Origin of the sequence: uncultured Campylobacter sp. (assembly GCF_938045625.1) — a bacterium.
Classification (GTDB): domain Bacteria; phylum Campylobacterota; class Campylobacteria; order Campylobacterales; family Campylobacteraceae; genus Campylobacter_A.
In genome coordinates this window covers 1-13,679 of the sequence record NZ_CALIAV010000040.1, presented here as the reverse complement: position 1 = coordinate 13,679, position 13,679 = coordinate 1, and the positions used below count along the sequence as shown (strand labels likewise).

The window sequence follows — 13,679 nt, the reverse complement described above, 5'->3', positions numbered from 1 at the left end:
TATTTTGCGCCTACGCACAGCAAAATCTCTTTGACGAGATCCACGAGATCGACATCCTAGACTGCAACGCAGGCGATCACGGATATCCGTTTGCGACGAATTTCAACCCAGAAATCAACCTGCGCGAAGTGAGCGCAAAAGGCCGCTACTGGGAGCGCGGCGAGTGGAAAGAGACCGAGCCGATGGAGATAATGTTCAAGTGGGACTACCCGAAAGTCGGCGTCAAAGATAGCTACCTGCTCTATCACGAGGAACTGGAAAGCTTAGTAAAAAACATCAAAGGGCTAAAACGAATCCGCTTTTTCATGACCTTTGGACAGAGCTATCTAACTCACATGAAATGTCTAGAAAATGTCGGCATGCTACGGATCGACGAGGTCGAGCATAACGGCGTGAAAATAATCCCGATTCAATTTTTAAAGACCCTGCTGCCTGATCCTGCGTCGCTCGGCCCTCGCACAAAAGGCAAAACAAACATCGGCTGCGTAATCCGAGGGCTAAAAGACGGCAAAGAGCACCAGGTCTATATCTACAATGTCTGCGACCATGAGGCTTGCTACGCCGAGACGGGCGCGCAGGCCGTGAGCTATACGACGGGCGTGCCTGCGATGATCGGCTCGATGATGGTCGCAAAGGGCATTTGGAGTGGCAAAGGCGTCTTTAATATGGAAAATTTCGACGCCAAGCCTTTCATGGATGAACTAAATAAACAGGGCTTGCCGTGGGAGATGATAGAAATGAAACCTGGTGAGAGGTATGAAGTAAAGTAAGATTCTTATAATATACTTGTAATTTAATTTTTTGAACTATATAAACTCTAAAGGGAAAATATGAAACAAAATAAAATATACGAGTATGATGTCGCACTCTCATTTGCTGGAGAAAATAGAGAGTATGTAGAAGAGGTTGCTATTTTTCTTAAAAACTTTGGTGTAAAAGTATTTTATGATGATTTTAAACAAGATGAAATTTGGGGGAAAAACTTATTTGAATACCTTCAAGATATTTATCAAAATAAGGCTAAATACACAATAGTTTTTATTTCCGAGCAATATAAAAATAAAAAGTGGACCAGGCATGAGTATCGATCTGTTCAAGTAAGAGCACTAAACGAAATAGAACAAGAATACATACTTCCTGTTAAATTTGATAATACAGAATTGCCTGGTCTTAATGAAAATTTGGCATATATAAGCGCCAAAAACAAAACACCAAAAGACATAGCTGATTTTTTTATTAAGAAAATTGGATTAATTTTTAATCAAAGATGGTGGGGCAAATGGGAGCGAAATAGTATTGTGCTTAGTAATACAGGCTCTTTGCTTATAAAAGACGTAAAACAAAATGGTTTTATTTTTGATTTAACGGTTCAAAATGGAGCATATTTGGGTATATTGGAAAATGAATATGCTAAATTTATATCAGAAAATGAAGCTGTATTTGAAGAAGATGAAAGTAAAATTAAATTTGTGAAAATAAAAGATGGAATTCAAATAGAGCCAATAAACTGTCAAAATTTGTGTGGCAGAGGTGCATATTTCGACGGTATTTATGAATTTCAAAAGGATATTTTTACATTTTATGATGACATCATAGATGATTTTGTTTTATCAAAAATATATGCATTAATCACTAAAGATAAAAAACATGATTTAGAAAATTATAGTCCAGAATCCAAATGGGAAGATTTTCTAAAATGCTTTGGTAGTAGCAGTGCGTACATTGATAATCTTGATGACTTTAAAGCAACTATAATTGACGCATTTGTTCCAGGATTTTATAGTGACTATGCTGCGATTTTAATGGTAGATGATAATAAAGAAATTTGGGGCGCCTACTCTGATGCAGAAAAAGTATACTACTTTACAACAGAACAAAGATACAAAAATAAAATTCCAAAAACCATAGAAAATTGGGCAAGTCGTTTCAAGACAACTGATATAATTTATTTGGATTAAAAGGAATTTGAGGTTCATAGCAACAAAATTTAGCTACTTTTTGTTACACAACTAGCGCCCCCAAAAATCACCTCACACTCGAATACGCCGCCCTTATAGGCTCTTCAATACAGTAGCGGTATCCTTGCTTTTTGCTATTTTTTGCATGATACTCGCGGACGTTTTCTGCGGGCACGCCGCAAGTGATGTATTGGATAATAGCGCTGTTTTTTGGTTAAGCGCTCGCGGCGTATTTTAATAAATAAATTTAGCCTTGCAAATTTGACTCAAATTTTAATCAAATTCGTAAATTTTCGGTCGCCAAAGCCAGAAATCAAATTTGGCGTCGGCGGGCCGAGCTAAATTTTACTTTCTCTTATTTTCGCTTTTTTGTGCGTTTAGCGCCTCAAATTTCTGCTTTAAAATTTTAAAAACCTCGTGCTTTGAGAGCTCGTATTTATCGTATATCACGGCATCGTCGTCGCCGATAGGCTGCATGAGGCCATCAGCCGCGTCGCGGTCTAGCCTGCCTCTTTTAAATCTCACGTTTAAAACGTCAATTTTGCGTTTAGCATCAACCATGCGAATGCCGATTTCTTCGATATCTTTAAAGTAAAATTTGGCGTTTTTGCCACCCTTTTGCACTAAAAATCCGTCGTCATCGATGCTTAGAAAGCTAACCTGAAATATCTTTTTCACGCAAAAAACGGCGCAGATCACGGCAACGACCATCGTAAAAATGCCGGTCCCGCCTATGCCGTAATAAAAATACCCCGCGCACCCCGCCGCAAACAGCGCAATAGCCAAAAATAGCGCGCTTACCGCCCCTTTTTTATTTTCTTTCGTCGTCATTTTTCGCCTTAAATTAAATTTTAAAGCTCATTATATCTTAAGTTATCGATTTTTCGGCATTATAGAATAAAAAACGAGGATAAAGAGGCAAATTCGGCGCAAGCTAACTCGTTCGCGCCGAATTTGAAAGTTATTTTATTTTAGCTTCCAGAGAGATTTCTACGTCGGGATAGCTTTTGCCACCGTGAAACGCCTTAGAAGCGGTAGCGAATTTTGCAAAAGTCTCGTCTAGCTTGAAATCGGCCAACAGATCGATGCCTATTTTAGCTTTTAGCTTACCGCTCTCGACCGTGTACTGCGTTTTGTAGGCTTTGGAGTTTCCTTTGACGCTTACTTCGACTTCAGCTTCGCCCGCTTTTTCGTCGCCGCTTACGGATACGATTTTAGCTGTTATTGCGTTACCGTCAAAGATTATACCGATACGTTTGTCGCGATCGGGAAGCTTTGTATCGATATTTTTAGGATCGATGTTAAACTCAAAGGTTTTTAGAAAATCGGCAAAATTTGCATTTTCCGCGCTTTTAAAGCCAAGATCTTTAAACGTACCCTCGACGGCTGTTTTGTTAGCTAACTTATAACCAACGAATTTGACGCTAGGGTTGCCATCTACACTAAAAGCAAATGCCGAAGCAGCCAAAATAGATGTGACAAGCGCACCTGAAATAATTTTTTTCATACACTCTCCTTAAGATTAAGATTAATAACTAATATCATTAGAACAGGAATTATATAACCCCTATCTTCAAAGAATGCTTAAATTGGATATTTTTTATCCTTTTTTATTAGTAATACCGTTTTTGCAGTACTTATAAAACACATCTAAGAAATTTAGAGCGCAAAAAATACTATAATCGCCGCACTAATTTGCTCCAAATTTAAATTGCTCTTTCCTAAAAAGAGATAAAAAACCGCCGCTTCTACCGTGCTATCCGAAGCCTACACGCTGATAATATTTCCTTTTCGGATACCGCTCGGAATCCTAAAATGTAGTCAAATTTAACTAAGCGGGGTATAATGCTAATGAAATAGCGGCTTTAAGGAGGCGAAATGGGTTTAAATTTGAGCAAATTTTACGCGTTTTTTGCCTTTTTTATCCTGATTTTTGCAGGCTGTGCAGACGAGAAGGGGGGCGCGTTTTTTAACGGCTACGTCGAGGGCGATTATCTTTACGTGGCGCCTAGCGTTAGCGGACGAATCGTAAATTTGAGCGTCAAAGAGGGCGCCACTGTTCAAGAGGGCGAGCCGCTTTTTGCGCTTGAGAGCGCCGAAGCGCTAGCAAATTTAGACGCAGCAAAAGCTAACGTAGAAGCTCTAAAAGCCGAGCTAGCCGACCTTAGCACGGGCAAGCGCCCCGAGGAGATCGAGCGGATAGGTGCCGAGCTAAAACAAGCCAAGGCCGCGCTTTGGATCGCGGAGGCTAACTACGAGCGCGCGAAGTCGCTGCTGGCCAAACATGCCGTTTCGCAAAAAGATTTCGACGCAGCAAAGGCGGAATTTGACCGCGCAAACGCCCTAGTTAGCGAGCTAAACGCTGCGCTAAAAATCGCAAATTTGCCCGCTAGAAGCGAGCAGATAACAAGCCTAAAAGCAAAAATACAAGCGGCCAAAGCTAACGAGCGCGCCGCGCGGTGCAGGCTAGAGCAAACCGCCGTCCTAGCGCCAAAATCCGGACTCGTCGAAGATATATTTTATAAAACGGGCGAGTTCGTCCAAAGCTCGCAGCCAGTGCTATCTCTGCTACCGCCAAATGAGATAAAGATCAGGTTTTTCGTGCCCGCAGGCGCGCTGCCTAGCCTGCGCGAGGGGCAAAAAGCGCGCATTAGCTGCGAGGGGTGCACGGACTTTAGCGCTCGCATCGTAAAAATCGCGTCCGCTCCCGAGTACGCCCCGCCCGTCATCTACAACCAAACCTCGCAAAGCACGCTGGTCTATCTAGTCGAGGCCGTGCCCGAAAATAACGCAACCGCCCTGCACCAGTCGCTGCCGATAAGAGCGAGGCTAGAGCCGTGAACGCGCAAAATATTGCCGCTCAAATTCGGCGTTCAAATTTAGACGAAATTTCGCCGGGGCAAAATTTAAACGCACACAGTAGCAAAATTTACGGCGCAAACAAAGCTCCGTCGCAGACTGAGAGAAAATCAAATTTGAGCGGGTTAAATCCAGCAAACGAGTTAAAAGCGAAATTTTGCAACGCAAATTTACCGTCAAATTTAGCAAACGCCTCAAATTTAACCGCAAGCCAAAGCTCAAATTTGACTCCAAATTTGAGCCCGAAACCGCAGAGCGGCGACTACGCTATCGACGTTAGAGGCCTCACCAAAAAATTCGGCAAAAAGATCATCACGGACGGCGTAGATATCAGGGTCAAAAAGGGCAGCGTGTGTGGATTTTTAGGACCAAACGGCAGCGGCAAGACGACCACGATACGCATGCTTTGCGGCCTTTTAAAGCCAGACGGCGGTAGCGGCAACTGTCTGGGGTATGATTTTCGCAGCCAAAGCGAAGCCATACGCCTAAAAACGGGCTATATGACGCAAAAATTTGGCTGGTACGACGATCTAAGCGTGAGGGAAAATTTGGAATTTATCGCTAGGCTTTTTGCGGTCAAAAACCAAAAAGCCGCCGTAAATCAAATCCTAGACCGCTTAGACCTAGCCCCGCGTCAAAACCACCTAGCGGGCAGTTTATCTGGCGGCTGGAAACAGCGGCTAGCGCTTGCGATGTGCCTCGTGCACGGCCCGGAGCTGCTTTTGCTCGACGAGCCGACGGCGGGCGTAGATCCAAAGGCTAGGCGCGAGTTTTGGGATATCATCCACGAGCTAGCCCAGGATGGCATCACGGTGCTAGTTTCCACGCACTACATGGACGAGGCCGAGCGCTGCCGCGAGCTCATATACATCGCCTACGGCAAGATCCTAGCCCGCGGCACGCAATCAGATATCATCGCCGGCTACGATCTAAACGTCTGGCAGCTAAGCGGAGATAGAGCGGGCGAAGTAGCGTCGCTGCTAGCCTCAAACGCCGCGCTTAGCGTTTCTGCATTCGGTAACGGCTATCACGTAACCTCAAAGGACGAGGCCATGCTGCAAGAGGCGGTTAGAGGCCTAGCGGTACCGCGAGACGAGCTAAACCTAATGCCGATAAAAGCGAGCCTGGAGGATGTTTTCATCCATCTGCTAGAGTTTTATAAAGACGAGCGGTTTTAGGAGTGACGATGAAATTTATCTCGTTTTCTAGAACCGCGGCGATGATCGTAAAGGAATTTCGTCAAATTTTAAGAGACCGCGCGACGCTAGCGATGATCATCGCGATGCCGCTGATGCTGATGCTACTTTTTGGTTACGCGATAAATAACAACCCGCGCCACCTGCCCTCAGCCGTAGTGATCGCAGATGGCGGCGGCAAACTCACCCGCTCACTAGTTAGCGCGATGAAAAATACGGAGTTTTTCGACGTCAAACACGTCGGCGCGGACGCGGACAGAGCTGAAGCCATGATGCAAAGCGGCGAGGCGCAGTTTATTATATATTTTCCGCCGAATTTAGAACGCGACCTAATGCGAGGCCAAACGCCTAAAATTTTAATCGCCACCGACGCCACCGATCCATCGGCAAACTCGGGTGCCGCGGCGGCTCTGCAAATAGCCTTTGAGCAAGCTCTGGCTAGAGACAAGCCCGGCTACGCGCAGCCTAGAGCCGAATTTGAACTACGCGCGCACTCCCGCTACAACCCGGAGCTACTCACGCGCTATCAGATCATCCCGGGGCTCATGGGTATCTTGCTCACGCTAACTACGATCCTGCTAACGAGCATCTCAGTAACGAGGGAGTTTGAGCGCGGCACGATGGAAAATCTCCTAGCCGCTCCGCTGCGCCCGGCCGAGGTGATGATAGGCAAAATTTTACCCTACCTGCTCATAGCCTATCTGCAAGTGGGCGCGCTTTTGCTGATAGCTAGGCTGCTTTTCGGGTTGCCCGCTATCGGCGACTGGGCCGCGCTTTTTACGGCTTGCACCCTGCTGATGCTTGCAAATTTGGGCGTCGGTTTTACCTTTAGCACGCTAGCTCGCAGCCAGCTACAAGCGATGCAGATGACTTATTTTTTCTTTTTGCCTTCGATGCTGCTGTCGGGGTTTATGTTTCCTTTTTACGGGATGCCGGCATGGGCGCGGTTTATCGGCGAGTGCTTTCCGCTGACGCATTTTTTGCGTATCATTAGAGGCGTATGGCTAAAAAGCGCCCAGCTTAGCGATTTTTACTACGACCTGGCCGCGATTTTGGCGTTTTTATGCGTTAGCACGGCCATATCGCTCGCTAGGTATAAAAGGACGCTAGATTAGCCTACTCCGGATCGTCGCTAAACTCGTTATCTCTGAAAATTTTATAAAAATCGATAAGCCAAAGCGCAAACGCTACGGCGATAAGCGTCGCTGGCAGATGTATATAAAACCCGCTCCAAACGTAAGCCAAAAAGCCCCTGCAAATGCCGGCAACGATAACAAGCGCAAAGGCGATCTTGCTCAGGCGTAAAAACTCAAGCTCCTGCCCGCTGTGGCGCAGGCCAGCGATGTTAAAGATAAGCATAATGCTAAAAATAATGCCGTTTAGCGCGATGACGTGCAGCATGTTTGTCTCCAGCCCCAGGCCCAAAATCCCGCTCGCGCCATAACCGACATAAGCCGCCGCCAGTAAAAGCTGCATCAAGTAATAATAAATCACGAAGCTATGGCGCAAAAGCTCCTTGTAGTGCCACTCTTTTAGCTTAGCTAAAATCGCGCTACCGCAGGCTATAGCGGCGAAATTTACCGCCTTGCTGCCTTCAAAAAACAAGCTAACTAACAAAAACGCGCAAACGCTAACGATCGCGATGTTTTTATAAACGAAATTTGGCACAAAGGCCGCGTCTTGCATACCGGGCTCGCGGTTTAGCGCCTCTTTGCCAAGCACCACGCTAACGCGAAAAGATACGAGCAAGATTGCGATTACGTGCAGGTGGATTTGTAAATTTAAAAATCTCTCCTCGCCGCTAAGCAGATAGTAAATCTCAAATCCTAAAATGCCGAGTAAAAATGCTAAAACGCCCAGCTGATCGTCGTTTCTATCAAGCCAGATCATATAAACGCAAAGTCCCGCCAGATACGCCCAAAAAAGCGCCATAAAAAAGTGCGCCGCAAATAGGCTAAAAAACGCGCTAACAAAACTCGCCGCAAAAAAAGAAAACATAGCGTAGGCGTGCTTTTTAAGCCCTCCGCTAAAATTCGTCCAGTCCGTTAGTCCCGTTAGCAAAAATCCCGCATACGCAAGGGCCGCAACCAGGTGCAAAAAGATAAATTTATGCCAGCTAACAAAATCCACGGGCGTGAAAAACACCGCACCGCCCAGCACCGCGCAAACCGCGCTCGTAAGGAAAAAAATTCTCATCGGATGGGTGAAAAAGTCGTTAATCATAATAAATTTTTCCTTTAAAATTTTCATCTATCACGCCGCTAGCGTAGGCAAAATCTCGCTGCGAAAAGGCGCGGTCAAGCTCCAGCTCTCGCTCGATCACCGCGCCTTTGCTCGCTAAAAAGCAAATTTTACTAGACATGCGCGCGGCCTCCATTCTGTCGTGAGTCACCAGCACGACGCTCATGCCCTCCTCGACGCGGCGCGTGACGATGTCTATCAAAATTTCCTTCATATCATAATCAAGCCCCGAAAACGGCTCGTCCATCAGCAGCAAATCAGGCTTTGTCACGATCGCCCGCACGAAAGCAACCCTTTGGCGCATGCCGCCGCTTAGCTCGTCAGGGTATTTTAGCGCGTCTTTTTCCGTTAGTCCAAGCCTAGCAAATAGCTGTAGCACGGTCTTTTCGTCAGGCTCATCCATCACGAGCAGCACGTTTTCGAGCGCATTTTTCCACTCGAGCAGGCGATTTTCCTGAAAGAGATAGGTTGTTTTGTTAAATTTATTGATTATTTTTCCCTTGCGCGGATCGATAAGCCCCGATATCAGACGCAGGATCGTAGTTTTACCGCACCCGCTCGCGCCAAATAGCGTCACCACTTCGCCCGCGCCGACCTTTAAGCTAAAATCACGCACGACCTTGTCGCGTAAAATTTCGTATTCTAAATTTTGAAGTTCCAGCATAGCAAACTACCTTTTCCACGGCATTAGCGTGATCTTTAGCGGCTCGATAACCAGATACTCAAAAAGCATAATGATAGCGATAGTAAGCACGACGTAGGCCATCACTTCGGTGGTATCTAGCATCACGCGCGCGTTTGCGATCTTTGCGCCCATACCGTCGTTCGCGCCCAGCAACTCGCCCATGATGACGATCTTTACGCCCATGCCCACGGCGACGCTTAGAGAGCTGATGATGTGGCTAGTTAGGTGCGGAACGTAAAGATGGCGAATTTTTTTGCAGACGCCTAGTTTATAGGCGTCAAACATCTCCTTTAATTCCTCGCTAACGCTCATCATGCCTACCATCGAGCTAGCAAAGGTTAGCGGCAAAACCGTGATAATGATCGTAAAGATGGTGCTCGCGTTTCCAAACCCAAACCAAAATATAGCTAAAACGATCCAAATAATAGGCGGCATAGAAAGCAGCGTCGTTATCACGGGCTTTAAAAACGCGGCAAAGCTTCTGTACGCGCCGGCAACCAGCCCCAGCGTGATACCGATGGCACAGGCCGTACCGACTCCAACTAGAGAGCGCACGAGAGTGATGTTTATCTCGCTGTTTTTATAGTCGGCCAAAAGCTCGTACGCCCGCACGAAAACGGCCTGCGGAGCCGGGAGTAAAAACTCCCCTCCCAGCTCGCTGCCGATCTGCCAAAGCGCGATGATAAGCGCTATCGTGGCAAGACCGCTAAAGCCGCCCCAAAGGTAGTCCGCGACCTTTAAAAGCGCGCCGCGGTCTTTTTTGACGTTATCGACGAGTATCATAAAAATAGGCTCTTATCAGGCATTTTGCCGCCAAGAAGCTTAGGATTTAGCTCAAAAAGCACCTCAAAAAAGCTCATAAGCTCGTCCGTCAAATCCTTAGCCTTAGTCACGGTCAAATTTGAACGCTCAAACGCATTTGCAAGTGCAGGCTCTGGAGCCGGCAGATACTGCGCGCCGATTTGCGCCGCGCTTTGTTTGTTTTCTAGTATCCATTTTAGAGCGTTTTGCATGTCTTTGTGAAATATCTCAAAAACATCTCTGTTTGCGTTATAGTAGTCTAGATCGACGATGAGTCCGGCCTGCGGGATATACGGCTTGATACCGAAGCTCTCGCCCCAAACCTCAGGCAGCTCAAAGCCCACGCGCACGTCCACGCCCATTTTCTTGCCGCGTAGTATCGCAGCCGAGCTCATCGGCTCGATCGATAGGGCCGCGTCGAAATCCTTTTGCAAAAATAGCCCTATGGCTTCGGGCGGAGTTTGAACGTAGTTGATCTCGATTTTAGAGATATCTATGCCTCGTTTTTTGCAGATGGCGTGTAGCACGAGGTCGGGCATATCGTTTTTAAACGGCATGATTAGCTTTTTGCCGATTAGATCCTCGATGCTTTTGATGCTAGGGTCTTTAACGAGGATGTTTTGAAGGCCGTTGGTCATGATGTTTAGCAGGCCGAAATTCATGCCCTGATTGGCTAAATTTACGCCCACGTTGCTAGGGGCCGCGGTTAGTTTCATCTCGCCGCTAGCCACACCCGCGCGCAGCTGATCGGGGCTGTTCCAGATCCTTAGCTTTATGTCGTGAGTTTTGCTTAGTTCGCCTTGTATGCTCGCCACGGCCAGCATGGTGCTAGGGATCGCGGGCATCCCCCACACGTCAAATCTCTCTTTAGCAAGCAAATTCGGCGCAAAAGCCGTCGCGCCCAGTGCCGCGCCAAGTCCTAAAAATCCTCGTCTGTTCATAGCTTTCTCCTTGTATTAAGATTTTAAATTTTATTTCGTTTCGCTTCGCGGCTCGGTTTTAGGCGTCAAATTTGATCGTAAAATTTAACCGCTAAATTTGACTCGCCCAACCCGCACCGCGAAAATGCTAAATTTACTCGAGGCAAATTTGAGCTTACCTCAACTTATTTTTGATAATTATACCTAAGATTTAAATCAAAAATCTTGATTTAAATCTTGGTTTTTTGTTGATTTGGATTGTTCAATTTGAGCGTTAAATTTAAATACTCAAATTTTTAAAATCCAACTTTTTGCAGCATACTAGCCATGCAACGCGAGAAGATGCCGCGCTGCGTGCGAGTTAGATTTAACGCTACCGCAGTGCAAATTTTAAATTTGCATTTTAAAGGTACGGGTCTCGGCGACCCAAATTTGTAAATTTGACTTCAAAATTTGAACGTAAAACGATAAGGCGAAGTATAGAGCAAAAAGACGAGCCACCCGCTTAAGTTTTAAAAACTAGAGTGGAAGCTAACAAACACCGCCCTCCCCGGCGCATGCACCACCGTATCAGGATCTAGCGCTCCTACGTGCTCGCCACTGATAAACTCGGCGTAATCTTTATCAAAGATATTTGTCACGCCAAGCCTCACGCCCCAGCTGTTTTTAAACTCAAATCCGCCGTAAACGTCCATCGTCGTAAAGCTCTTTGCGGCTTCGCGCTTGTCGATGCCAAAGCCGGTGGATTTATCGAAGTCGCCTCTATTTTGCTTTGCTACGTAGCGTACTGCGGTGCCGATATTGTAGCTGCCAAAGCTCGCGTAGTCTTTGTAATCAAAAGCCAAATTTGCCTCAAACGGGCGAATTTGATAGAGCGGTCTACTGTCGGTTTTGTTTTGTCCATAGTTGTAAAATAGCGATGTTTTTAACCCGAAATTTCGCGCAAAATTATACTCGCCGCGCAAATTTACGCTGTAAATTCTAGCATCGACGTTGCGCGTGATAACGGCGTTTTTATTTATCGGCGCGGCTGCGGCAGAGTGGCGGCGATCGTAGATAACCAGATCCTGCGCGTCGTCTGCGATAAAGTACCCGCCCAGGCTAAAGCTATCCTCGCCCTGACGCGAGCTTAAATAATCTTTATAAAATTCGCTCTTATAAGTAAAGCCCAAATTTACGCGGTTGTGACGCTCGGGCTTTAGCAGCGGGTTGCTCACCCAGCCGTTATCCATCCGACCGTAAAGCGTGTTAAATCGCTCCATGTTGCCGGGTATGCGCTGCAAGCTCTCAAGCGCCGCGTAGTAGCTATCTAGCTCGTTTGGCGTGAAATCGTATTTTAGGCTGGCGCTTAGGCCGTCTTGCTTGACGCTACCGTCAAAATCATAGCCGTAAACGCTGCGGATAAGCCCTTTTACGGTACCCAAAGAAGCAAAAATTGGGGCGGCTGACGGTGGAGCGTAAGCATCGTTTAATCCACGCAAATTTGACCTCATCCAGTCGTAGTTTAGCGCAAGGCTAAGCTTGTGAGCGTCGCTAAATTTATAGCTTAGCGTATCAAAAATCCTCGTTCGCTTATTTGTCACGTCCGCGAACCTATAGCCGTTAAAAACCCAGCCGCTGGGCTGCCTCTGATACCTTTTGCCCTCATGATTATCGTGCTGATAGCTGATACCTGCGAGATTGTGAAAGTCGCCCAAGTCCGCGTCATATTTTAGCTCGGCGTCCACGATTTTTCTATCCAGTTCGACCTTGACCGTCTGCACCGCACTCCTTAGATGATAGTTGTCGGCGTTTCTGCTCACGTCGCGTAGCATTAACTCGAAATTTAGCGTATTTGATAGATCCTCCGCGCCGATGCGAGCGTTAAATTTACCGACGTATCGCTCGGTTTTAACGGCGTCCATGAGATGGTGAGGCTGCTTGTCGTCGTCGATGTTGTCGTGTACGAGCGTAAATCTAAACTCGCTTAGCTCGCTAGGCACGAAACCCACGACCGCGCTTTGCCCCTGCCTGGCGTAGCCGTAGTTCCACTCTCTGCCGCCGCCGTCTTTGTAGCGGTTGGCTTTAGAAAAGTTCGCGTTTAAAATCGTGTAGAAATTTGCGCCGCGGTATTTAAAAAGTCCCGAACCGTAAAACGTCCTGCCGTAAAATCCACCTGCAACGTGAAATTTATCCATAGAATTATCAAGCAAATCCGTCACGAAAAAATAATCATCCCTTGGCGCGCGGTCGAATTGATTTTCAGGAAACGCGCTTTGGGCGATGTTTGGCGTATAAGGCGGCGGAGGCGTAAAATCCTTTACCGGCTTTATGACGTCGGGATTTGCGCCGTTTGCGAGCAGCGCCGTCGCAGCCGCAGCTAGACTGATAGCTAGTCTCATTTAAAATCCTTTATGATAATTTTGATTTTTCCTATCACAATTATATAGAAAAGTATTTGAGTATTTCTTGATTTTCGTTAAGATAAGATTTATAAATTTCGCGCGGCTTAGTTTGTAGACGGCGGTAAATTTGATGTTAGCCGAGTTAAATTTGATAAACGTAAATTTTACGTACCGAGACCCACACCTTTAAGATGCTAAATTTGATTTGGTTAAATTTGGCGTTATGCATTAAATTTAATCTTTCTTGCTAAGGAGAAAGGGGCTTGAATTATATTCTGCTCTGCTTCACGCTTTGCGTTCGCAGCATTTAGGGAAGCAGTTGCGAGCGAAACTAGCAAAATAGCTCCCTTTGGTGTTCACCTTTCTCTTTACTTTGGGATAGGAAGGGGTTCTACTTACGGTCTGCTTGCAGCTACGAGCGAAGTGAAGTAGAGCGTCGCCTTCCTTTGCGTCGTGCTACGGACTCGCAACTGCCGAAGGCAGACCCTCTCCCATACCCTCTCCAACCCCACTGCACGTTAGATGTGGTGACATTGCTTTGCTGATGCAAAGCGTCGCAAATTTAAATTTGTATTTTCAGGGTGCGGGTCTCGGTGTGTAAAATTTGAAGCCGAAATTTACAAATTTGACTTCAA

General features: G+C 46.4%; 12 protein-coding genes. 5 read left to right on the top strand and 7 right to left on the bottom strand.

Translation table 11 applies throughout. The features are described from left to right. The coding region (locus Q0386_RS03550) for a saccharopine dehydrogenase family protein (RefSeq protein WP_299027192.1) at positions 1–770 on the top strand (770 nt) is incomplete at its 5' end. Positions 771–830: 60 nt separating this feature from the next. After that, a complete protein-coding gene (locus Q0386_RS03545) occupies positions 831–1,958 on the top strand; it encodes a toll/interleukin-1 receptor domain-containing protein (RefSeq protein ID WP_299027189.1) in 1,128 nt (375 codons plus the stop codon). A 345-nt stretch (positions 1,959–2,303) separates the two neighbouring features. On the opposite strand, the gene Q0386_RS03540 is transcribed toward Q0386_RS03545, so the two are convergent. Together Q0386_RS03540 and Q0386_RS03535 are read right to left on the bottom strand one after the other, a co-directional pair. Beyond that, on the bottom strand, positions 2,304–2,789 hold the full coding sequence (locus Q0386_RS03540) for a molybdate transport repressor (protein WP_299027186.1): 486 nt from the start codon (positions 2,787–2,789) through the stop codon (positions 2,304–2,306). 130 nt (positions 2,790–2,919) lie between these two features. After that, positions 2,920–3,465, bottom strand: coding sequence for a YceI family protein (locus Q0386_RS03535; RefSeq protein ID WP_299027183.1), 546 nt, complete (start codon positions 3,463–3,465; stop codon positions 2,920–2,922). Between the two features lie 371 nt (positions 3,466–3,836). On the opposite strand from Q0386_RS03535, the gene Q0386_RS03530 reads away from it, so the two are divergent. The 3 genes from Q0386_RS03530 to Q0386_RS03520 are packed head-to-tail and all read left to right on the top strand — an operon-like array spanning position 3,837 to position 7,128. Beyond that, a complete protein-coding gene (locus Q0386_RS03530) occupies positions 3,837–4,799 on the top strand; it encodes an HlyD family efflux transporter periplasmic adaptor subunit (RefSeq protein WP_299027180.1) in 963 nt (320 codons plus the stop codon). After that, positions 4,796–5,995, top strand: coding sequence for an ABC transporter ATP-binding protein (locus Q0386_RS03525; protein WP_299027177.1), 1,200 nt, complete (start codon positions 4,796–4,798; stop codon positions 5,993–5,995). The genes Q0386_RS03530 and Q0386_RS03525 overlap by 4 nt, the downstream gene beginning before the upstream one ends. 8 nt (positions 5,996–6,003) lie before the next feature. Beyond that, positions 6,004–7,128, top strand: coding sequence for an ABC transporter permease (locus tag Q0386_RS03520; RefSeq protein ID WP_299027175.1), 1,125 nt, complete (start codon positions 6,004–6,006; stop codon positions 7,126–7,128). A gap of 1 nt (position 7,129) precedes the next feature. Here the strand turns inward: Q0386_RS03520 and Q0386_RS03515 are convergent, their stop codons facing one another. From Q0386_RS03515 to Q0386_RS03495, 5 genes are all read right to left on the bottom strand, one after another. Continuing rightward, the gene (locus Q0386_RS03515; RefSeq protein ID WP_367272389.1) at positions 7,130–8,236 is read right to left on the bottom strand and encodes an NnrS family protein; all 1,107 of its coding nucleotides are present in this window, start codon (positions 8,234–8,236) and stop codon (positions 7,130–7,132) included. After that, on the bottom strand, positions 8,229–8,918 hold the full coding sequence (locus tag Q0386_RS03510) for an ABC transporter ATP-binding protein (protein WP_299027169.1): 690 nt from the start codon (positions 8,916–8,918) through the stop codon (positions 8,229–8,231). The genes Q0386_RS03515 and Q0386_RS03510 overlap by 8 nt, the downstream gene beginning before the upstream one ends. A gap of 6 nt (positions 8,919–8,924) precedes the next feature. Continuing rightward, positions 8,925–9,722, bottom strand: coding sequence for an ABC transporter permease (locus Q0386_RS03505; RefSeq protein ID WP_299027166.1), 798 nt, complete (start codon positions 9,720–9,722; stop codon positions 8,925–8,927). Beyond that, positions 9,719–10,681, bottom strand: a complete 963-nt coding sequence (locus Q0386_RS03500; RefSeq protein WP_299027162.1) for an ABC transporter substrate-binding protein — start codon at positions 10,679–10,681, stop codon at positions 9,719–9,721. Before Q0386_RS03500 ends, Q0386_RS03505 begins: the two co-directional genes overlap by 4 nt. A gap of 491 nt (positions 10,682–11,172) precedes the next feature. After that, on the bottom strand, positions 11,173–13,041 hold the full coding sequence (locus tag Q0386_RS03495) for a TonB-dependent receptor (protein ID WP_299027160.1): 1,869 nt from the start codon (positions 13,039–13,041) through the stop codon (positions 11,173–11,175). Positions 13,042–13,679 lie beyond the last annotated feature (638 nt).